The 21,931-nt window shown below is 60.6% G+C and carries 17 protein-coding genes; 11 read left to right on the forward strand and 6 right to left on the reverse strand.

What is annotated here, in order from left to right; all coding sequences use genetic code 11:
* The first annotated feature begins 64 nt into the window (after nucleotides 1–64).
* A complete protein-coding gene (gene phnX, locus FFS45_RS21030) occupies nucleotides 65–868 on the forward strand; it encodes a phosphonoacetaldehyde hydrolase (RefSeq protein WP_137956556.1) in 804 nt (267 codons plus the stop codon).
* A 68-nt stretch (nucleotides 869–936) separates the two neighbouring features.
* On the opposite strand, the gene FFS45_RS21035 is transcribed toward phnX, so the two are convergent.
* From FFS45_RS21035 to FFS45_RS21050, 4 genes are all read right to left on the reverse strand, one after another.
* The gene (locus FFS45_RS21035; RefSeq protein WP_137956557.1) at nucleotides 937–2,670 is read right to left on the reverse strand and encodes an IlvD/Edd family dehydratase; all 1,734 of its coding nucleotides are present in this window, start codon (nucleotides 2,668–2,670) and stop codon (nucleotides 937–939) included.
* A gap of 276 nt (nucleotides 2,671–2,946) precedes the next feature.
* Entirely contained in the window at nucleotides 2,947–3,957 is a 1,011-nt protein-coding gene (gene araH / locus FFS45_RS21040; protein WP_137956558.1) for an L-arabinose ABC transporter permease AraH, read from the reverse strand.
* 19 nt (nucleotides 3,958–3,976) lie between these two features.
* Complete coding sequence (araG, locus tag FFS45_RS21045; protein WP_137956559.1) at nucleotides 3,977–5,485, reverse strand: L-arabinose ABC transporter ATP-binding protein AraG; 1,509 nt, start codon at nucleotides 5,483–5,485, stop codon at nucleotides 3,977–3,979.
* A gap of 70 nt (nucleotides 5,486–5,555) precedes the next feature.
* Nucleotides 5,556–6,560, reverse strand: coding sequence for an arabinose ABC transporter substrate-binding protein (locus tag FFS45_RS21050; RefSeq protein WP_137956560.1), 1,005 nt, complete (start codon nucleotides 6,558–6,560; stop codon nucleotides 5,556–5,558).
* A gap of 253 nt (nucleotides 6,561–6,813) precedes the next feature.
* Between FFS45_RS21050 and FFS45_RS21055 the strand changes: the two genes are divergently transcribed.
* The 5 genes from FFS45_RS21055 (at nucleotide 6,814) to yjfF (ending at nucleotide 12,709) form a co-directional block, all read left to right on the forward strand.
* Nucleotides 6,814–7,794, forward strand: a complete 981-nt coding sequence (locus FFS45_RS21055; protein WP_137956561.1) for a LysR family transcriptional regulator — start codon at nucleotides 6,814–6,816, stop codon at nucleotides 7,792–7,794.
* Between the two features lie 236 nt (nucleotides 7,795–8,030).
* Nucleotides 8,031–8,999 carry an ABC transporter substrate-binding protein gene (locus FFS45_RS21060; protein WP_137956562.1) on the forward strand — a complete coding sequence of 323 codons (969 nt, stop codon included), beginning with the start codon at nucleotides 8,031–8,033 and terminating at the stop codon, nucleotides 8,997–8,999.
* Between the two features lie 61 nt (nucleotides 9,000–9,060).
* Nucleotides 9,061–10,578, forward strand: a complete 1,518-nt coding sequence (locus FFS45_RS21065; protein WP_137956563.1) for a sugar ABC transporter ATP-binding protein — start codon at nucleotides 9,061–9,063, stop codon at nucleotides 10,576–10,578.
* Nucleotides 10,575–11,612 (forward strand): ABC transporter permease, encoded by a 1,038-nt coding sequence (locus FFS45_RS21070; RefSeq protein WP_137956564.1) that lies wholly within the window; start codon nucleotides 10,575–10,577, stop codon nucleotides 11,610–11,612. Before FFS45_RS21065 ends, FFS45_RS21070 begins: the two co-directional genes overlap by 4 nt.
* Nucleotides 11,609–12,709, forward strand: a complete 1,101-nt coding sequence (gene yjfF, locus FFS45_RS21075; protein ID WP_137956565.1) for a galactofuranose ABC transporter, permease protein YjfF — start codon at nucleotides 11,609–11,611, stop codon at nucleotides 12,707–12,709. Before FFS45_RS21070 ends, yjfF begins: the two co-directional genes overlap by 4 nt.
* Nucleotides 12,710–12,782: 73 nt before the next feature.
* Here yjfF and FFS45_RS21080 read toward each other — a convergent pair whose 3' ends face one another.
* Nucleotides 12,783–13,703, reverse strand: a complete 921-nt coding sequence (locus tag FFS45_RS21080) for a dihydrodipicolinate synthase family protein (RefSeq protein ID WP_137956566.1) — start codon at nucleotides 13,701–13,703, stop codon at nucleotides 12,783–12,785.
* A 159-nt stretch (nucleotides 13,704–13,862) separates the two neighbouring features.
* Here FFS45_RS21080 and FFS45_RS21085 point away from each other — a divergent pair, with 159 nt between their 5' ends.
* A complete protein-coding gene (locus FFS45_RS21085) occupies nucleotides 13,863–14,777 on the forward strand; it encodes a LysR family transcriptional regulator (protein ID WP_137956580.1) in 915 nt (304 codons plus the stop codon).
* Nucleotides 14,778–14,816: 39 nt separating this feature from the next.
* Here the strand turns inward: FFS45_RS21085 and FFS45_RS21090 are convergent, their stop codons facing one another.
* On the reverse strand, nucleotides 14,817–15,989 hold the full coding sequence (locus tag FFS45_RS21090; RefSeq protein ID WP_137956567.1) for a porin: 1,173 nt from the start codon (nucleotides 15,987–15,989) through the stop codon (nucleotides 14,817–14,819).
* 604 nt (nucleotides 15,990–16,593) lie between these two features.
* Here FFS45_RS21090 and FFS45_RS21095 point away from each other — a divergent pair.
* The 4 genes from FFS45_RS21095 (at nucleotide 16,594) to FFS45_RS21110 (ending at nucleotide 21,768) form a co-directional block, all read left to right on the forward strand.
* Nucleotides 16,594–17,502: a LysR substrate-binding domain-containing protein gene (locus FFS45_RS21095; RefSeq protein WP_137956581.1), complete on the forward strand. Its 909-nt coding sequence runs from the start codon at nucleotides 16,594–16,596 to the stop codon at nucleotides 17,500–17,502.
* Nucleotides 17,503–17,719: 217 nt separating this feature from the next.
* Complete coding sequence (locus FFS45_RS21100) at nucleotides 17,720–19,003, forward strand: dicarboxylate/amino acid:cation symporter (RefSeq protein WP_137956568.1); 1,284 nt, start codon at nucleotides 17,720–17,722, stop codon at nucleotides 19,001–19,003.
* Nucleotides 19,000–20,499 carry an amino acid racemase gene (locus tag FFS45_RS21105; RefSeq protein WP_137956569.1) on the forward strand — a complete coding sequence of 500 codons (1,500 nt, stop codon included), beginning with the start codon at nucleotides 19,000–19,002 and terminating at the stop codon, nucleotides 20,497–20,499. Before FFS45_RS21100 ends, FFS45_RS21105 begins: the two co-directional genes overlap by 4 nt.
* A gap of 93 nt (nucleotides 20,500–20,592) precedes the next feature.
* Nucleotides 20,593–21,768 (forward strand): glycosyltransferase family 4 protein, encoded by a 1,176-nt coding sequence (locus FFS45_RS21110; protein WP_137956570.1) that lies wholly within the window; start codon nucleotides 20,593–20,595, stop codon nucleotides 21,766–21,768.
* Nucleotides 21,769–21,931: the final 163 nt, after the last annotated feature.

Consider the following 21,931-nt stretch of genomic DNA (forward strand, 5'->3'; position numbering starts at 1 on the left):
CACAGCACACGCGGCTCACCATGCACTCTGTAGCCGCCCGGACTCTTCTCAGGATGCGACGTAAATGAAACACGTAAAAGCAGTGATTTTCGATTGGGCCGGCACGGTAGTCGACTACGGTTCGCTCGCGCCGATGGGTGCGTTTGTGGAGACGTTCGAACAGTTCGGCGTGTCGATCACCATCGACGAAGCACGCGGGCCGATGGGCATGGCGAAGCGTCCGCATATCGCGGCGCTGATGGCGCTGCCGCGGGTGGCGCAAGCGTGGGCCGACAAGTACGGCCGCACGCCGAGCGAGCAGGATATCGATGCGGTGTACGACGTCTTTGTGCCGAAGAACATCAAGGTTGCCGCCGGCTATAGCCAGGTGATCCCGGGCGTCGCCGAAGTGGCGACGACACTGCGCTCCGAGGATATCCGCATCGGCACGACGACCGGTTACACGCGCGAGATCATGGCCGAAATCACGCCGGGCGCTGCGGCGCAGGGCTTTGCACCGGACAGCCTCGTTTGCACCGGCGATACGCCGGAGGGACGCCCTTCCCCGTACATGATCTACAAGACGCTGCCGCAACTGGGCGTGTGGCTCGCGAAGAATGCGATTAAGGTCGACGATACGGAAGTCGGCATTGAGGAAGGGATTAACGGCGGGACGTGGGCGGTTGGCGTGGCCGTGAGTGGCAACGCGTTCGGTATGGCTGAGGCAGATGTGAAGGCGTTGCCCGCGCAGGAATTCGCACAACGACGTGCGGCGGCGGCTCGGCGGTTGAGCGCCGCAGGGGCACACTATGTGATCGATAGCGTCGCGGATCTGATGCCGGTGGTGTATGACATCGAGGGGCGTCTGGCGCGTGGGGAGCGGCCTTAACTGAAAGGCGTGGTGAATTGAGTGGTGCGGGAGGACCGAAAACGCCGGTCCCACCGCTCAGAGCCTTCTCAATGCGAATGCCGCGGCACCGCCGCCCCCCGGCATCCAACCAGAAAATCTAGATCGCAGCCCTCATCCGCCTGCAGCACGTGATCCACGTAGAGGCGCTGATACCCGCCGCCCGAGGGCGCCACAGGCGGCGTGCGAGCCTCCAGACGCCGCGCCAGTTCTTCATCGCTGATATCGACACGCAGCGTTCCCGCATCGCAATCAAGCTCGATCCAGTCTCCATCCTGCACCGCCGCGAGCGGGCCACCCGCCGCCGCCTCCGGCGTCACGTGCAAAACCACCGTGCCGTAAGCAGTACCACTCATGCGCGCATCCGAAATACGCACCATGTCCGTCACACCCTGGCGCAGCAGCTTCGGCGGCAATCCCATGTTGCCTACTTCAGCCATGCCCGGATAACCCTTCGGTCCGCAATTCTTCATGACGAGAACAGAGTTCGCATCGACATCTAGCGCCTCGTCGACGATGCGTTCCTTGTAGTGCTCCAGGTTTTCGAAGACCACCGCCCGGCCGCGATGCTTGAGCAGTGCCGGCGTAGCGGCGGACGGCTTCAGAACCGCTCCGCGCGGCGCGAGGTTACCGCGCAATACGCGTATGCCGCCATCGGCAACAAGTGGCTTGTCTAGCGGCCGAATCACTTCGTCATCCGTAATAGGCGCGTCCTTCACGTTCTGCCACAGCGTTTTGCCATTGACGGTGATCGCATCAGGATAAGGCAGCAGATCCGCTTCACCGAGCCGGCGCAACACGGCCGGCAAGCCGCCTGCGTAATAGAACTCTTCCATCAGGAATCGCCCCGACGGCATCAGATCCACAATGGTTGGCGTATTGCGGCCCGTGTGCACCCAGTCGTCGAGATCGAGCTTCACGCCAATGCGCCCCGCGATCGCCTTCAGATGGATCACAGCATTCGTCGAGCCGCCGATTGCAGCATTCACCCGGATCGCATTGAGGAACGCTTCGCGCGTCAGGATCTTCGAGAGCGTCAATCCTTCGTGCGCCATCTCGACAATGCGGCTGCCCGACATGTGGGCGAGCACATAACGGCGTGCGTCGACGGCGGGTATCGCCGCGTTATGCGGCAGCGATGCGCCGAGCGACTCCGCCATGCAAGCCATGGTCGACGCCGTACCCATGGTGTTGCAGGTGCCCGCGGAACGCGACATGCCGGCTTCTGCCGAGAGGAACCGGTGCAGATCGATCTCCCCTGCCTTCAGCGACTCATGCAGTTGCCACACAGCCGTGCCCGAACCAATGTTCTTGCCGTCGAGCTTGCCGTTAAGCATCGGCCCACCGGTCACGACGATCGCAGGCACATCGCAACTCGCAGCCCCCATCAGGAGCGCGGGTGTGGTCTTATCACAGCCCGTGAGCAAGACAACTGCATCGATAGGATTGCCGCGAATCGCTTCTTCGACATCCATCGCCGCCAGGTTGCGCGTGAGCATTGCGGTCGGGCGCAGGTTCGATTCGCCATTCGAGAACACTGGAAACTCAACCGGAAAGCCGCCCGCCTCATAAACACCACGCTTGACGTGCTCGGCGATCTTGCGAAAGTGCGCATTGCACGGCGTGAGCTCCGACCACGTATTGCAGATACCGATTACCGGCCTGCCGTCGAACTCATGATCGGGAATGCCCTGGTTCTTCATCCAGCTTCGATACATGAAGCCGTTCTTATCTTGTGTGCCGAACCATTGGGCTGAACGCAGCTTCGATTTCTTGTCGGACATGCTGACTTCCTGAACGCAAACTCTTGAACAAAGGCGCCGACGCAAGCTGATCCATCTATGCGTTGACGATCCGCCGCGGGTCAAGGCGAGCACACGCCGGCCTGCGCCGGGCGCCGTGTCGCTTCGTGATCGCGGTCCACCTCAGAAAAGTGTACCGGCTGACCCGATATCCTTCTAATGTTAATTTTCTACCGCTGTATATCGCGATTGTTATGCTGCGGCGCGGCGCTTATTAAGTTCAACCGCCGCCGGTTCCAGCATCCAGCAATACGTGCCTCAGTGGACGCGCTTGCTGCGGCGATATTGGTCGAACAGTACCGCGAGCAGCAAAATGCCGCCGCGAATCAGGTATTGGTAAAAGGTCGGCACATTCAGCAGACTCATGGCATCCTGCACGGAACCCATAATCAGCACGCCCACCAGCACGCCTGAAATCGTCGCGACACCGCCTGTCAGCGACACGCCACCGAGCACGCACGCGGAAATCACGCCAAGCTCCAGACCTACCGAGGTCTTGGGGTCACCAAGACTCATCCGCGAGGCGAGCATGACGCCGGCGAAGCCGGTCACCAGTCCCTGCAGCACAAACACGGTGATCTTGATCCGCGTGACCGGCAAGCCGGCAAGCAGGGCCGCTTCGCTGTTGCCGCCCACCGCTAGCACGTTCTTGCCAAACACGGTTTTCTTCAGCAGAAAGCCGAACAGAATGAAGCCGACGATATTGCTCCAGATCGGATACGAAATGCCGAGAAACGAGCCGCCGCCCAAATCGAAAAAACGCTCCTCCGAGATCATCACCGCGTCGCCGTTCGACGTGATGAAGGCCAGGCCGCGCACCACCTCCATCATCGCAAGCGTGACGATCAGCGAGTTGATCTTGTAACGCGCCACCAGTACGCCGTTCACCAGCCCGACTGCGCCGCCCGCCAATATGCCGGCGAGCACGCCGAACAGCACGCTATGCGTCGCGGTGATCAAGGTGGACGCGACCACCCCCGCAAACGCAACGATCGAGGCGACCGACAGGTCCACTTCGCCGAGTGCCAGCACGAACATCATCGTCACCGAGATCGAGCCGATCAGCGTCACCGAAAGCAGCAAACCCTGGATATTGCGGGCGCTGATAAAGTCCGGCACCGTGAACGACAGCACGGCAAACAGGATGATGAACACCATCACAATGCCGGACTTGTTGATCAGATCCCAGGTTTGCGCGGCACGCGACCGGGCGCTAACGCTTTGCTTCGGATTAGGCTGATTGGTGACGGGGGTGTTAGTGGTTTGCATGGTGGCTCTTTACATTCGATTAGCTTGGCAGGGCAAGCTTGATCAGTTGATCGGGCGAGGCTTCTGCCTTCGGCAGGTTGCCGACAATCCGCCCTTCGCGCATAACGATGATGCGGTCTGCGACGCCGATCACCTCTGCCAGGTCGCTCGATACGACAATGACGGTGCGTCCCGCTTCCGCGAGTCCGTATAACAGGCTGTAGATTTCGCTGCGCGCGCCGACGTCGATGCCGCGGGTCGGCTCATCCATCAGGAACACATCGATCTCCTCGGCCAGCCAGCGCGAGAGGATCACCTTCTGCTGGTTGCCGCCGGAGAGCGTACCGATTGGCGTGTTGCCGTCACGGGTCTTGATGGCGAGCTTCGCGATGAAACTTGTTGTAGTGGCGGTCTCCTTGCGCGCATCGAGGATATGCAGCGCGTTGTGATGGCGGCGGCAACTGATATTCAGGTTGTCCGACACCGAGGCGATGGCGACAATGCCCTCCTGCTTGCGATCCTCGGGGCACAGGGCGACGCCTGCGCGCACCGCATCGCGCGGCGAGCGGAATTTGCGCGTCTCGCCTTTCAGCACGATCTCGCCTGCAACCGGCTTCACCGCGCCGTAAATCAGCTTCATCAGTTCGGAGCGCCCCGCGCCCACCAGACCGAAGAAGCCGACAATCTCGCCCTTGCGGGCGTTGAACGAAGCGGGTTCCGCCAGGCCCGGCCCGAGCAGCCCTTTCACGTCGAGCTGCACACCGCCGATCTCGCGGGTCCGGTAGCCGTACACATCGCGAATCGAGCGCCCTACCATGCAGCTAATCAAGCGGTCGCGCTCAAGTCCGTCGACTTCCTCGAACGTCTCGATGCGCCGGCCGTCGCGAAACACCGTCACGCGATCGCACAGCGCATAGACTTCATCCATCCGGTGCGTAACGTAGATGATCGCGCGGCCCTCGGCACGCAAGGTACGGATGATCTTGAACAGTTGCTCGGTTTCGCGCGAGGAGAGCGAGCTCGTTGGCTCGTCGAAGGCGATCACGCGCGCGTCGCGCATCAACGCCTTGCCGATCTCGATCATCTGCCGCTGGCCGATCGAAAGATGCTTCACTTGCAGGTTCGGATCGATCTTCTCGCCGAGCCGCTCGAGCTCGCTGATCGCGCGGTTCACCAGTCCTTTTTCGTTGAGCACACCGAATCGGTTCGGCATCGCCCCGAGCATCAGGTTTTCCGCCACCGTCAGCTCCGGCACCAGATGCAGTTCCTGGTAGATAATCGCGACGCCCGCGTCGATGGCGGCCCTGGTGGTCGTGAATTGCTGCGTGACGCCACCCAGCGTCAGGCTGCCGCCCGCCGGCTGGTTGACGCCCGAGAGGACCTTCAGGAGGGTCGATTTGCCTGCGCCGTTTTCGCCCATCAGCCCGTGGACTTCGCCGGTACGCACGCCGAGCGACACGCCGTCCAGGGCGAGCACCCCCGGAAAACGCACGGTGATGTCGTCGAGCAGAAGATAAGGATCGGCCAGAGCCGTCGCGGTATCCATCATGGGTGAAGCCTCAAGGCAGAAACAGGAAACCGGGCGTGGCCGGTGCAAAGCGACGCCCGGGTAAGAACCGTCAGATACCCAGTTCCTTGCGCACGTCCTGCCAGTTCGCGCGGGTCATCAGCTTGCCGGTGGTCTGGGTGTCGGCGGGCGGCACCTTGCCTGTCTTGATCCAGTCGACGAGGTTCTCTGCGCTGTCCTTGCCGTGGTTGGTCGAGCTCACCGCGATGGTGCCGTAGAAACCGGTCGGCTCCTTCTTCTGGAACTCGGCGAACGCTTCGCCCGCACCGTTAATGCCGACACCAATCACATCTGCCGACGGAATGTGCAACTGCTCGGTCGCCCGCACGCCGCCGAGCACGGTCTCCTCGTTGAGCGCGAAGATCACCCACTTCTTGATGTTCGGATGCTGCGACAGTACGGGTGACGAGGCGTTGAAGCCGCCTTCGTCGTCGGTAGTCTTCTGCGGCGCATCAAAGATGTTCTCTTTCTTGAAGCCGTTTGCCAGCAGCGTCTGCGTCGCGCCGTCGGTGCGCAGCTTGGCGGTGGGCAGCTCGTAGTTCGTGATACGCAGCGCCCCCACTTCGTCCGGGTTCCAGCCGCGGCGCTTCATCTCGTCGGAGATCGCCTGACCAACCTGATTGCCGATCTTGAACGCCGACATGCCAAGGTGCGGCACACCGGCAAGCGGCTTGCCCGACGAATCGACGAGCTGGTCGTCCACCGTCACGAACTTCATGCTGTAGCGCTTGGCGCGCGCCTGAATGGCGGGCCCGAGCCGCACATCCGGGGCACAGATCACGAAGCCCTGGGCGCCTTGAGCGCCCAGGTTGTCGATGGCCTCAAGCACCTTTTCGCCGTCCGGCGTGCCGATGTTGACGACCGAGAAACCGTCTTTCTGACCGAGCGCCGTCGCCGCCTTCTGCTCATTGATGAACCATGCCTGTTCCGGCATTTTCACCAGAAAGCCGATCTTGACCGGCTCATCGGCGTGCGCGGACAGGTGTGTCACAAACGGAACCGCCATCGCGGCGGCGGCGATAGCGGACAAAGTCAGGCGGCGAAGCTTACGGCTCATGGTTGTCTCCTAAGGTGATGGCTTCTTTCAAATACAGGCTCGCTGGCCTGTTGAGTCCTGCTGCGACGCTTTCGGGCGCACCGGTTCCAGGTTCCGGCCCGCCACATAGCGGGACGGCGGCGCAATGGGCCGCGTTGGGAGTGGTCGAAGCTTAAAGCACCGCTTCGATAACTTTCCAATCCTATTTTTCGCCGTAGCAATATCAGATTTGGTATGACATGATTGGATATACCAAGAATGGAGAGACGACGCGATGGCGCAGGCTTATTCGAACTGGTTCGTGCGGGCGCGCCTGAAGACGCGCCAGTTGCTGCTGCTCGCGGCAATGGAAGAAGAAGGCAACGTGCGCCGCGCCGCCGATTTGCTGGGCATGACCCAGCCCGCCGCTTCGCGCTTGCTGAAAGAGATGGAGGATGTACTGGAGGTGCGGCTCTTCGACCGCACGCCGCACGGCATGCGCGCGACGCTCTACGGCGAAGTGATGATCCGCCATGCCCGCATGGTGCTGTCGAACCTGAGCCAGGCGCACGATGAAATCTCGGCGCTGCGCTCGGGACTGGTCGGACAGGTGCAGATCGGCTCGATCGCCACCGCCGCGGCAACGATGGTTCCGGTAGCCATTTCGCGGGTCAAGGAACGCCATCCGCATTTGCAGATCTGGCTGCAGGTGGAAACATCAGACGTCATGCTGCCGCTCGTCGCGCAGGGCAAGCTCGACATCATGATTGGCCGCGTGCTCGAGCGCCAGGGCCAGTTCACCGACGCGGTGCGTTACGAGCAACTGGCCGACGAGCCGCTGTGCATCGTCGCCCGCCCGGGTCACCCCATGGAAAGCGCCAGCGGACTGACGCTGCGCGACATCGTGGATGCGAGCTGGGTACTGCATCCGCCCGGCAGCGTGCTGAGGCACCGGTTCGATCTGATGTTTTCGCAGATCGGCCTCAATCCGCCGCAGAACGTCACCAACACCAACAATTTCCTGGCTATCTCCAGCCTGCTTCTGCAGAGCGACATGCTGGCCGTCGTGCCGGAAGAAGTCGCACGCCAGTACGAGGTGTTTGGGGTACTGAGGCGGCTCGCGATCGAGCTGCCGTACCGGATGGATGCATTCGGCATCATCACGCGGCAAACCCAGTTGCTCTCGCCGGCGGCCACCATCATGCTCGAAACGCTGCGGGATGTCGCCGCCGAAATCTATGGCGCATCTGCCGAAGCGGATACCAGCGCCGATTAAGCGCAAACTGAGCAGCGGCCATTCCAGCCCCGTCGATTCACACGGGGCGGGTATTCACTTATCACGCTTCCACTTATATCAGCTCCGGTATCGCCTTGACCAAATTCCTGATTGGACCGTCATCGGGTCAGGCGCTAATCTCCATTGCAGCGAGCGCCGCATATCCCAAGTAAAAGCAGTATCCATGGCGGCGCGGCTCAATACACACACTCATTACAAACGAGACGGAGACAGCTATGAGCCCCTCAAGACGTACCGCCTTGGGCGCAATCCTCAGTTCCGCGCTAATACTGGCCATCGGCGCAACTGCCCACGCCGAGGACAAACAGATCACGCTCGGCTTTGCGCAGGTCGGCGCTGAAAGCGCATGGCGCACCGCCAATACCATTTCAGTGAAAAGCGCAGCAAAAGACGCCGGCATCAACCTGAAGTTTTCCGATGCACAGCAGAAACAGGAAAATCAGATCCGTGCTATTCGCTCGTATATCGCGCAAAAGGTCGACGTCATTGCCTTTTCGCCCGTGGTTGAATCCGGCTGGGAACCGGTGCTGAATGAGGCGAAGGCCGCCAAGATTCCGGTGATTCTCACCGACCGCAATATCGATGTGCAGGACAAGTCGCTTTACGTGACCATGATCGGTTCGGACTTCCTCGAGGAAGGACGGCGCGCCGGGCGGTGGCTCGAAGACCATTACAAGAACGATCCGGGTCCGATCAACATTGCCGAATTGCAGGGTACCGTCGGTTCCGCGCCGGCTAACGACCGTCACGCGGGTCTGATCGAAGTCATCAAGAGCGATCCAAAGTTCAAGATCATCGCCTCGCAAAGCGGCGATTTCACGCTGGCGGGCGGCAAGCAGGTCATGGAGGCGTTCGTCAAGACCTACGGCAAGCAGATCAACGTGGTGTACGCCCATAACGACGACATGGCGCTCGGTGCGATCCAGGCCATGGAGGAAGCCGGCATCCAGCCTGGCAAGGACGTGAGCGTGGTGTCCTTCGACGCCACCAAGGGCGGCTTCGAGGCCATGGTGGCCGGCAAGATCAACGTGGACGTGGAATGCAGCCCGCTGCTCGGCCCGCAGTTGATGGCGGCCGTCAAGGATGTGGTGGCGGGCAAGCAGTTGCCCAAGCGCATTGTGACGAACGAGACCGTGTTTCCGATGAGCGTCGCCGCGCAGGTTCTGCCTCAGCGCAAGTACTGATTGCGGGCGGGACCGCCGCGCAACGCGGCGGTCCTTCATTTCCATTCTTTGGGCCGCGCGCATGACTGCCTCCCCAATACTCGAAACGATTGGTCTCAGCAAAACCTTTCCGGGGGTGAAAGCGCTTCAGAAGGTGGACTTCCGGCTCTTTCCCGGCGAAATCCACACCCTGATGGGACAGAACGGCGCGGGCAAATCCACGCTCATCAACGTGCTGACCGGCGTTCATACGCATGACGCCGGCGAGATTCGTCTGGGCGGCACGCCCGTCGATTTCTCGACACCACTCGAAGCAGAAGCCGCCGGCATTCGCACGCTGTATCAGGAAGTGAATCTCTGCAGCAACCTCTCGGTTGCGGAGAACGTGTTCGCCGGCCGGCAGCCGAAGCGCCGCGGCGCCATCGACTGGAACGCAATCCGCACGCGCGCCGAAGCCGCTTTGGCCGAGCTCAACGTCTCGCTCGACGTCACCCGTTCGCTGGACACTTATCCGATCGCGGTGCAACAGATGGTGGCGATTGCGCGGGCGTTGTCAGTGGATGCCCGCGTGCTGATCCTCGATGAACCCACCTCGAGCCTCGACGACAGCGAAGTCGCGCGCCTGTTCGACGTGCTGCGCAAGCTCAAGCAATCCGGCATGGCGATTCTGTTCGTCACGCACTTTCTTGAGCAGACCTATGCGATTTCCGACCGGATCACCGTGATGCGCAACGGCGAGCGCGAGGGCGAGTATCTTGCCCGCAAGCTGCCGGTAGAGCTGCTGGTCTCGAAGATGGTGGGCCATGACCGCATGACCGAGCGCATGAAACATAGCGCGACCGATGCCCCCGCGGAGAAGGCGGCCGCTGCGCCGTTCGTCTCGATGCGCGAAGTCGGCCGGCGCGGACTCATGAACCCTGTTGATATCGACGTACAGCCGGGACAAATTCTTGGCCTCGCCGGACTGCTCGGCTCGGGCCGAACGGAAACGGCGCGGCTGCTGTTCGGCGCCGAACGCGCCGACTCCGGCACCATGACAATCGGCAGCAAGCCGGTCAAGCTGCGCTCGCCGCGCGATGCCGTGCGACGTGGCGTCGGCTATTGCCCCGAGGACCGCAAGAAGGAAGGCATCGTCGCCGACCTCTCGATCCGCGAAAACATCATTCTGGCCTTGCAGGCCCGGCGCGGCTGGTGGCGCCCAATCGGGCGCGCGAAGCAACGCCAGATCGCCGACGATTATATCGTGCGCCTCGGCGTCAAGGCGCGCGACGCCGAGCAACCCATCGGCCTGCTCTCCGGCGGCAACCAGCAGAAGGCGCTGCTTGCGCGGTGGCTGGTGACGGAACCCAAGATGCTGATCCTCGACGAACCGACGCGCGGCATCGACGTCGCAGCCAAGTTCGAGATCATGGACCGGGTGCTCGCGCTGTGTGCGAGGGGTCTGGGCATCCTGTTCATTTCGTCGGAGGTAAGCGAGGTGATTCGCGTGAGCCACCGCATCGCCGTGCTGCGCGACCGTCGCAAAGTCGCAGAGGTCGCCGGTCACACGACGAACGAGGATCAGGTTTATCGCCTGATTGCCGGAGGAGACAATCCATGAGGCGCATCAGAGACCTGTTGCAGCATCCGCTTGTCTGGCCAGCCCTTACGCTCGTGCTGCTGTGCGCGCTGGACCTCGTGCGCAACCCGCATTTCCTTGCCATCACGACGCTCGACGGGCATCTGTTCGGCGCGCCCATCGACATCCTCAATCGTGCCGCGCCGCTCGTTCTCGTATCGCTCGGCATGACGCTCGTGATTGCGACGCGCGGCATCGATATCTCGGTGGGCGCAGTGGTCGCGATTGCCGGCGCCACGGCCGCGAGCCTCCTTGTCGACAACCCCGCGCAAGTCGGTAGCGCCCTGCTCGCCGCGCTTGGCGTCGGTCTGCTGGCAGGTGTGTGGAACGGCCTGCTGGTGGCCTTCGTCGGCATGCAGCCGATCATTGCCACGCTGATCCTGATGGTGGCGGGACGTGGTGTCGCCCAGTTGCTGACCGGCGGCCAGATCATCCCGATCGATGCGCCTGGGTATCTGGCCGTCGGAGGCGGCTATCTTGCGGGCGTGCCGTGCTCGGTGTGGCTCGCGCTGGTGGCGATCTTGGCAACCGCGCTGCTGATGAACCGCACGGCGCTTGGGTTGTTTATCCGCGCCATTGGCATCAATCCAGTGGCGACCCGGCTGGTCGGCTTGCGTTCCGCGGCCATCGTGTTTAGCGTCTACGCCTTCTCGGGCGTTACGGCGGCGCTCGCGGGCATACTCATCAGCTCGAACGTGCGCAGCGCGGACGGCAACAACGCCGGCTTGCTGCTCGAACTCGACGCCATTCTTGCGGTGACGCTCGGCGGAACTTCCCTGCTCGGCGGACGCTTTAGCCTGGCCGGCACCGTGCTCGGCGCACTCATCATCCAGACGCTCACGTACACCACTTACACGATCGGCGTGCCGCCCGAGGCGACGCTCGTCGTCAAGGCAACCGTGGTGCTCGCCGTGAGCGTGATCCAGTCAGCAACCGCACGCGCGGTGCTGGCGCGGTTCGCACGGCGTATGTTGCGCGGCCCGCTCGTCAAGCCCCTCACTGAGGTTAGCCGATGAAACAGCATTTCCAACGTCTGGTCGACCCGCGTACGCTGCCGATTGTCGTCACCATCGTGCTGTTCGTGGTGCTGTTCGGCTTCGGCTCGGTGATGTACACCGGCTTTTTCTCGCTGCAGGTGCTGCTCGGCCTGATCGTCGATAACGCGTTTCTTCTGATCGTGGCCATCGGCATGACGTTTGTGATCGTGTCGGGCGGTATCGATCTTTCGGTCGGCTCGGTGGTTGCGCTCACAACCATCCTCGCCGCCGTGTTTACCGAACATTTCCATTGGCCGGTCTGGGTGACCGTGCCGCTGATCCTGCTGCTCGGTGCGCTATACGGCGCGGCGATGGGCGCGCTGATTCATTTCTTCCGCCTGCAAGCGTTCATCGTCACGCTGGCCGGCATGTTCCTCGCGCGTGGCGTGTGCTTTCTGATCACGACACAGTCGATCACGATCAACGATCCGGTCTTTCACGCGATCTCGGGGTTTCACTTGCAGATCGGCGGCGCTTCTTTGACGTCAGGCGCGTTGATCGCCATTGTCACGCTCGCCGTGGCCATGTTCGTCGCGCACTACACGCGCTTCGGGCGCAACGTGTATGCAATCGGCGGCAATGAGCGCTCGGCGTTGCTGATGGGTTTGCCGGTGGCACGCACCAAGGTCGGCGTCTATGCGCTTAGTGGATTCTGCTCTGCGCTCGGTGGACTGGTGTTTACGCTCTACGTGCTGTCGGGATACGGTTTGCAGGGACAAGGCATGGAACTCGACGCCATTGCCGCGACCGTGATCGGCGGCACCTTACTCACTGGTGGTGTCGGCTATGTGATCGGTTCGGCCTTCGGCGTGGGAATTCTGGGGACCATCCAGACGCTCATCACCTTCGATGGCACGCTCAGTTCATGGTGGACGCGCATCGTGATCGGCGCGCTGCTGTGTGCGTTCTGTCTGTTGCAGCGGCTCATTGAACGGCATGCTTCGCGGCGCAAGTCGGGTGGGTCCGGCGCGCAGGCAATTCCCGTCTCCAAGGGCAGGGGTGCCGAAACGGCGCCGGCTACCCGCGTAGAGCAAGGGCCAATGCCGATCAATTACCGGGGCCGGCAGGTGCTTTAGCGCGATGCACGCAGTCGCAGGTTGCCAGCGATCTACAGGTCCCGGTTCTGGCAACCGCGACAACAAAGGGGAATTACTTGCCCCAGCGGAGCACAAGCGGATCGAGCCGGCGCGCGGTCTTCAGCAAGCCCGCGCGCATGCCAGGATGCATCGGCGCGAACGGATGGCGCGTGGCGTCGGAGCGGATCACCCCGCCCTCTTTCATCAATGTCTTGCACGCGGCCGGACCACACTGCCGGTTTTCGTAGTTGATCAGCGGCAACCACTCTTGATAAAGCTCGGCGGCCTTCCCGGTGTCGCCGGCAAAGTACGCATCAATGATCTTGCGAATGCCGTCGGGATAACCGCCGCCTGTCATCGAACCGGTCGCGCCCGCATCGAGATCGGGCAGCAGCGTGATGGCTTCTTCGCCGTCCCATGGGCCAACAATCTTGTCGCCGCCCAATTCGATCAGCTCGCGCAATTTCGAAGCGGCCTGGGCCGTCTCGATCTTGAAGTACGAAACGTTGGCGACTTCCTTCGCCAGCTTCGCGAGAAATGCGGGCGATAGCGGCGTGCCGGCGACCGGCGCGTCCTGAATCATGATCGGAATGTCGATGGAATCCGAAACCCGGCTATAGAACTCCTGAATACCGCGCTCGCCGACGCGGATCGTCGCACCGTGATACGGCGGCATGATCATCACCATCGCGGCGCCGGCGTCCTGCGCGGCACGGCTGCGCTCGGCGCAGATATGCGTGCTGAAATGCGTGGTGGTGACGATGACCGGCACGCGCCCAGCGACATGCTCCAGCACCGTCTTCTGCAAGACGCTGCGCTCCTCGTCGGTCAGCGCAAACTGCTCGGAGAAATTCGCAAGAATGCAGATGCCGTTCGAGCCGGCATCGATCATGAAGTCGATGGCGCGCTTCTGCCCCTCGAAGTCGATGCGGCCGGCGTCGTCGAAAATGGTTGGCGCGACCGGGAACACGCCACGATAAATCTGCTGGGCCATGAAGCTCGTCTCCTCGATTCAAATTGAATAATCCTCTGACTATACGACCGTCCACGCCGGACTGTATAGTGAAACCTTTCCATCAACCGATCGCTTTTGCGACTCACCCGGGAAGGTCCTGCCACCGTGGCCGCCACGAAGAACACGCTCGATGTGCTCATGTCGCGTCTGCGCATGAAGCAGTTGCAGTTGCTGCTTGCGCTCGACGATCACAAGTCGCTGCACAAGGCGTCCAGCGCGATGGCAATGACGCAGTCGGCCGCCAGCAAGGCGCTCGCCGAACTTGAAGACATGCTGGAAGCGCCGCTGTTCGAACGCTCGAAGAAAGGGTTGATCGCAAACCAGTTCGGCCACTGCGTAATCCGTTACGCACGCGTTCTTGCCACCGATCTGGCGTCGCTCTGCCAGGAAGTGGCGGAGATACGCTCAGGAACGGGCGGGCGGCTCGCGATTGGCGCAATCATGGGCGCCGTGCCCGATGTGGTCGCACCGATAGTCAGTGAGCTGCATGACAGCCATCCGGGACTGTCGATCGAGATAGTCGAAGACACCAGCGCACGCATGCTCACGCTGCTCGACGACGGCCAGCTCGATCTGGTGATCGGCCGCGCCAGCGTGTCGGTCCAGCCGGCGAAGTATCACTACCACGCGCTCGAAGACGAGCCGCTGTCCGTCGTGGCTGCGTACGATCATCCGTCAGGCGCGGCTGCCGTGACGCTCGCGGACCTCGCGGGTCATAAATGGGTAACTTACCCGAGCCTCATGCCGATGAACGCGCTGCTCGCGCGGGAAATGGACCTGGCCGGCCTGCCGATGCCGGCTAACCAGATTTCGACGGCATCGACATTCGTCACGGTCGCGCTACTGCAGCAGAGCGCCGATCTCGTTTCGATCCTGCCGACCAGCGTCGCGCAGTTGTTCGAAACACATAAGATGCTGCGCATACTGCCCATTAAGCTCGAATCGAAGTCACAGACTTTCGGGATCGTGACGCGCAATGGGGGCGTGTTATCGCCTGCGGCCAGGCAATTCGTGCAGTTGCTGCGGGATGCGCGAAAGCGGTGCGAGGCGTGACGGGCGTCACGCCTCGCGCCGCTATCTGCCAGGTACAACTTAGAACTTGTGGCGGATACCGACCATGCCCATCGCCTGCTTGTTGTTGGAGGCGTCGTTACCGAAGTCGCCCATCGATGCAACCGCCGCCACTACGTCGCCCGACGTTGCGCTAATCGTGTTGCCCGATGCCTTCTGATAGCCGGCCAGCGCGTAGATGTCCGTGCGCTTCGACAGCGCGTAGTCGGCGCCCAGGCTGATCTGGTTATAGGCGACCGTTACGTTGTTGCCGCTGCCCTTCGTGTAGTCGTAGCCCACACCGACAATCGTCGCCGGGTTGACCTGATAGTTCACGTAGACCTGACCGGTGTTGAATTTCGTGTTGTTCTGGTTGCCGAAAGCCGTCGCGTAGTCGTTGTACTGCACGTTGCTATACGACACGCCGAACGTGAAATTGCGGAACACGTAGTCGCCCGCCGCGCGGATGATCTGCATCGAGTTCGCGGACACAAACGCGCCGGTGATCGCTTCCGAATCGACTGCGAAGCTGCTCGCATCCGGGTTCAGACCGTCGAACGACGCAGCGGTGCCATGGTCGCTATTGGCGTGGAAATAGCCTGCGCCGAAGCCAAACGGACCGTGGTTATACACGAGCGCTGCCGCGTAAGTCTGGCCGCTTGCCGTGCTGCCGGGCACACCGCCGAACGCATACATGGCCGATGCCTGCAGGCCCGCGTAGTTCGGCGTCGTGTACTTGATCGAGTTGTTGGTGCGATAACTATTGTCGTAGTTATCCATGTCGCCCGGCGTGGCGAAGGTCGGGCCGAATGTGTCGTCGTTCGTCAGCGGCTGGAGCAGGTCGATCAGCGGATCGTACTGACGGCCCAGGGTGACGGTACCGACGCTGTCGCCGGTCAAGCCGACCATCGCAGTGCGGCCGAACATGCGCTGGCCCTGGCCGAGGCGGCCGTTGTCGATGTTAAAGCCGCTTTCCAGCTTGAAGATGGCTGCCAGACCGCCGCCCAGATCTTCCGTACCCTTCAAACCCCAGAGGTTCGGCGACAGATTGCCTGCGGACATCTGGAACGTGCCGCCCGAATGGTTCGTGCCTTGCTGGTTGCTGAAGTACGCAACGCTGGTGTCCACCGCGCCATACAGCGTGACGCTGCTTTGTGCATGCGCGACCGAGGTCATGGCTGCGAGAGACGCTACGGCAAGAATTGTCTTTTTCATGAAATTTATCCGATTGATGATACGGGTCTCGATTGACTATCGTGCGAGGTCAGTCGCAAACCGATTGGCTTAGTGAATCTAGAGCCTGTTTTTCAGAGCGGGACATGTCGCGGAGATAAACTTTATTTATTACACCCGGACTAATCGGCTACTGCGGCGCAAATATATCTTATGGTTTGATGGTGAAAAGTCGACCGCAATTGAAATTCAATTTTTCAATATGTTGAAGTAATGAATTCCCATATACAGCAAGGCTGTGAGGCGATTTGACACACCCGGGAAAATTGTTTTTTTAGCGCGTGTTGGGTGATTGCCACATGCAGATCCGTCTGACGAATAGCTGTTAGCCGAGGAATGTTCTCCGGATACTTCGATACTACCGGCTTCCAGATCGCATTAAAGCAAGGCGTTGCATCTGGTTAATGGCGCCGCATTGGAAAAACAAAGCCGTGTGTTGCAAACCCGACGAACTGAACCGGCGCTTCTACGTGCCGCGCCGCCAAATCCGCGCTCCGTCCGGTTGGCGATAAAAAATGGCGACGCTAGAATCGATCGCCTTGGTACACGCCAAGCCGACCGGTTCACACGCCGTCTAGGAGCTACTGTGGAAGTCAAGTGGATCGAGGATTTCATCGCGCTCGCACAGCATCAGAGCTTCTCGCGCGCGGCGGAACTGCGCAACGTCACGCAGTCCGGGCTAAGCCGGCGCATTCAGGCGCTCGAACAGTGGATTGGCGCCGAATTGATCAACCGCAGTACCTATCCACCGACGCTCACGCCAGCGGGCCGGCTCTTCCTGGAAGCGGCTGAGGACATTGTCGGCAAACTGTTCGACACGCGCGCCATCATTCGCAGCGAGCAGCGCATGCCGGGGACAGGACTGCAGATTGCCGCCGGTCATGCACTCTCGGTTGGATTTGTTCCGGACTGGCTGCGGTCGCTACAAAGCCGCTTTAGCGGGCTGCGGGTACGCATTGTGCCGACCAACGTCCACGACTCGATTCTGATGCTGGTAAACGGCAACTGCGAACTGATGCTCGCGTACGAACACCCAGACCTGCCCCTGCACCTGGACACCACACGCTATCCTCACCTCACCGTCGGCCGAGACGTATTCCTGCCGGTCTGCGCTCCGAGCCAGCGCTCTACGCCCTCATTCAGGCTTCCCGGAACACCCGGCCGGCCGCTGCCGCTAATTGGTTATAGCGCAACCACCTACTTTGCCCGCTGCCTTCACCTGCTGCTGCATCGCGCGAGCAAGAATCCCGCTTTGGCTCCGCACTTTGAATCCGATATGGCCGACGTGCTCAAGAAGCTCGCGCTCAATGGCGAAGGCATCGCATGGTTGCCAAGAAGCCTGATCGAGACGGAACTGGATAACGGCACGCTGGTGGCGGCCGGCGATCGGACCTGGCAACTCGATCTGCAACTACGGCTGTATCGCGATCGAAATAACGACATGCCGCTGCTCAAGGATCTCTGGGAATATCTGGAGTCCCACACCGCGGCCTGACACACGGCAAGTACCTTTTCTTCTGGGCCTATGCGGCCGCCGCATAGTGCAATGTCAAGGCCGCATCACGTTCATTTCTGTCGTCTCTAGTATCCGTTCAAGTCTTCTCCGTACCGCGATTCACGCCGGCGGAGAGGCGATGCGCACGCACGTCCTCCCCTGGAGGAACGCATGCCCGGAAAGACGATCGCACTGGTCGACGCAGAAAAGGACAAACATGAAAAATCGCCTCACGCTCTATATTGCCGTCGGCATGGTACTCGGCGTCGCAGCCGGTTATGCATGCCACGCGAGCGCCCCCGACGCATCTTCAGCGAAAGCCATAGCCGGCTATTTTTCGATCATCACCGATATTTTTCTGCGGCTCATCAAGATGATCATCGCGCCGCTGGTGTTCGCCACGCTCGTTTCGGGCCTGGCGGGTATGGATAGCGGTCAGGACGTCGGACGTATCGGACTGCGCACGGTAGGTTGGTTTATCTGCGCGTCCCTTGTATCGCTCGCCCTGGGTCTTGTGCTCGCCAACGTCCTGCAGCCGGGCGCGGGATTGCATATGGTGGCGAACGGTAGCGATGTAAACACCGGGCTCAATACGGCTGGGCTGAACTTCAAGGACATCGTCACGCACGCGTTTCCGACCAGCCTGCTCGACGCGATGACACGCAACGACATCTTGCAAATTCTTGTGTTCTCCCTGTTCTTCGGGCTAGGGCTTGGGGCGCTGAAGCACGATGCTCGCGTCAAGGTGGTCGTACAAGCGATCGACGGTATGGTGCCCGTCATGCTGCGGCTCACCGACTACGTGATGCGCGCCGCGCCGTTCGGTGTGTTCGGTGCGATCGCATCGGCGGTGACACTGCGCGGTTTGGATGTACTGCTGACTTACGGCAAGCTGATTGGTTCGTTTTACCTAGGCCTTGTGTTGCTGTGGGCGGCGTTGATCGGTGTCGGCTATCTGTTTCTGGGTAGGCAGGTGGGTGGTCTGCTTAAAGCGGTGCGCGAACCGGCCATGCTCGCATTTTCGACCGCTAGCAGTGAAGCGGCCTATCCGCGCCTGACCGAGAAGCTCGAGAAATTCGGCGTCGACAAGAAGGTCGTTGGCTTTACGCTTCCGCTCGGCTATGTGTTCAATCTCGACGGCTCGATGATGTATCAGTCGTTTGCGGCCATATTCATCGCTCAGGCCTTCGGTATCGACATGCCACTGTCGCAACAGATTTTCATGTTGCTGGTGCTGATGCTGAGCAGCAAGGGCATGGCCAGCGTACCGCGAGGTTCGGTCGTGGTGGTGGCCGCCGTGGCACCGTTGTTTCATTTGCCAGCCGAGGGAGTGGTGATGGTGCTCGCCATCGACCAGATTCTCGATATGGGTCGAACGATGACGAATGTGATCGGCAACAGCGTGGCGACTGCGGTGATCGCGAAATGGGAAGCACGTCGTAACGGCGTCAGCGCTGCTGCGACTGCGCAGTTCGAGCAACTTCAGAGTGAAGCGCAATGACAGCAAGGACGTTAGCGGGCAAGCGCGTGTTTGGTGTGATTGGGGGGCTCGGACCGCTCGCCGGTGCGGATGTGTTGTTCAAGCTGATTCAGGCGAGCCCGGCCCGTAGCAATTCGGAGCACTTCGATGTCGTGTTCGAGCAGCATCCGTTTCGCAACGCCAACGCGTCATGCGTCGCCACGACGGAGCGCAAGCTTTATATCTTCGACATGATTCGCGATTTTGAAAGGCGAGGCGTAACGACGGTTCTGCTGCCATGCTTTTTGAGCCATACCTTCATCGGGGAATTGCAGGAGAACGTGTCGGTGCAGATCGTCGATATGGTTGAGGCACTGCATGAGCATGTGGTTCGTTGCTTTCCTTCGATACGGCGCGTCGGTGTGCTGAGCTCGGACTACGTTCGCGATGAGCGTTTGTTTGAACGATATTTCGGCGCGCCGGAGTTCGAAATCTTGTATCCGCATCGTGGCGCTTCGGGTGACATTGATCTTGTCACCACGGCCGTCTACGGGGAAGGCGGTATCAAAAGCGGTGGGCTCAACGGAAGACCCGTGGAACGGTTGCGCGAGGCTTGCGCGGATTTAATCGCTCAAGGTGCGGAGCTGATCCTTCCGGGCATGACGGAAGTCGGTCTTGTGGCGGATCAGATCGGGCCGCTTTGCGTGCCAGTCGTCGATTCGAATCTTGTGTACGCTCAATACGCGGCAGCGGAACAATACGGTAGCCGCGACCGGAAGTTCAAGGTTGGCGTTGTGGGTGGTGTCGGCCCCGCCGCGACGGTGGATTTCATGCAGAAGCTCGTGCGCAGCACGCCTGCGACGCGTGACCAGGACCACATCAAATTGCTGGTCGAACAGAATCCACAAATTCCCGACCGCACCGAGAATTTGCTAGGCGATGGTCCCGATCCAACGGTGTCGCTGTATGCGACGTGCAAGAAGCTGGAAGCGGGCGACGTCGACATTATCGCGATTCCCTGCAATACCGCGCATGCATTCGTGGAGCGGATTCAACCGTATCTGCATGTGCCAATCGTCAATATGTTGACTGTGAGCGTTGAATACCTGCGGGCTGCGTTTCCGGATCTGCGCGAAGTTGGACTGCTGGCCACGACAGGTACGATCAAGAGCGAGGTCTATCGGAAAGCGCTGGAAGCGCGTGGTTTAAGACAGGTCGTGCCGAGTGACGCGTTGCAGGCACGTGTGATGAGCGCGATTTATGGGGAACGTGGTGTGAAGGCTGGATTCGTCACCGGTGACTGTGTCGACGATGTTAATGCGGCTGTGGATGAATTGAGCGAACGTGGCGTTGAGGTGATTCTTCTTGGGTGTACGGAGTTGCCGTTGCTGCTGCCGGAGGGCGAGGTGCGCTCGGGCAGCGGTGGTGTGGTGAGGCTTGTCGATCCGACTGATATTCTGGCAAGGCGTTGTGTGGCGTATGCGATTGGGGAGGCCGGGTTGGAGGCCGGATTACGCAATATGAAAGGAATTTGTTAGGAATACATCCAAATGACCGACTGATCCCTTATCGGCGGCGATGGTTCGCTCTACAATCAACCGCTTTCGGACTACACACGCAGCACAAGAGCGATGACCAAAAATATCCTGCTCAATTGGCAAATGAGCAACCTGTCGGGATGGGGCATCCTGGGTCTCAATCTGTTCTCGCAATGGATCAAGGAGCCGGACCTCAGGCCGATCATGGGTGTGCAGATCGATCCAAGAGATATCCCCATGGTCGATCCGCTGAGGTTGACCTACCTCAGCCCGTCATTGACAGAATCGAACCGCTATTTGGGTACGCTGAGCGCAGACAGAAACGGCGTGGTCAAGCTTAAGGGCGCCGTCATCGACGGCCTGGGGAACGACCTGAACGGTGGCCGATTCGTTGGACAAACGAACGTGGGACGCTGCATCCTCGAGGACACTGCGCTACCCGACGCAAGAGAAAGGTTATCGCGGTACGGGCATCTTCTTTGCGCGTCAAGCTGGAATGCCTCGTTGCTATCCGAGCGCACCGGCAGACCCGTAAAGGTACTGCCGGAAGGTGTCGATACGTCGATTTTCTGCCCAGGGCCGAAATCAAATGTGCTCGACCCCGCGAAGTTCTACGTTTTCTCAGGCGGCAAGATCGAGTACCGCAAAGGCCAGGATCTCACGTTGCTTGCCTTTCGGGAGTTTGCGCGCAGGCATGACGATGTTGTGCTTGTTACGGCTTGGCACTCGCTTTGGCCGAAAGAGGCAGTGGGCTTTCGCGGCCGACTTGAACGGCCTGTCGAACTTAATTCGCAAGGTGTACTCGATATCAAGCGATGGGTGTTCGAGAACGGCATCGATCCAGCCCGCGTGATTGATCTGCGGCTTGTTCCTAATGCGCTGATGCCGGCGGTTCTGCGGGATGTGGATCTGTGTGTCCAACCCTCGCGCGCGGAAGCTTGTACGAATCTGGTTGCTACCGAGGCGATGGCTTGTGGTGTGCCTGTCATCTGTGCTCTCAATACGGGTATGCACGATATTCTTACTGCTGAGAACAGCGTCATCCTTGAGAAGCAGACGGCGATTTCAGGTTACAGCGGGATGCAGACCGAGGGGTGGGGGGAAAGTGATGTTGATGAACTACTGGCTGCGATGGAATGGGCCTATGAAGACCGGGCTGCGGCGCGGCAGCTTGGGCTGCAGGCTAGTGCGTGGATTTCTCAGAACGGACGGACGTGGGCGAACCATGCGAGGCTGCTGCTGGAATGGGTGAGGGGGATTGCGGAGTAAGGGGTGTTTAGGCGTAAACGATGGGGATCCTGGCTACACCGGAGTTTCTCGCACGCTGCGGGACTGCGCGACGTTACCCAGTTCAGGCTAATACAAATATTGGCCTACCGATGACTCCACTTAGGAATGTGGCCGATACGTAGCAAATCTAGTTCCATTGTCA

The sequence above is a fragment of the Burkholderia sp. 4M9327F10 genome (assembly GCF_005503145.1).
Taxonomy (GTDB): Bacteria; Pseudomonadota; Gammaproteobacteria; order Burkholderiales; family Burkholderiaceae; genus Paraburkholderia.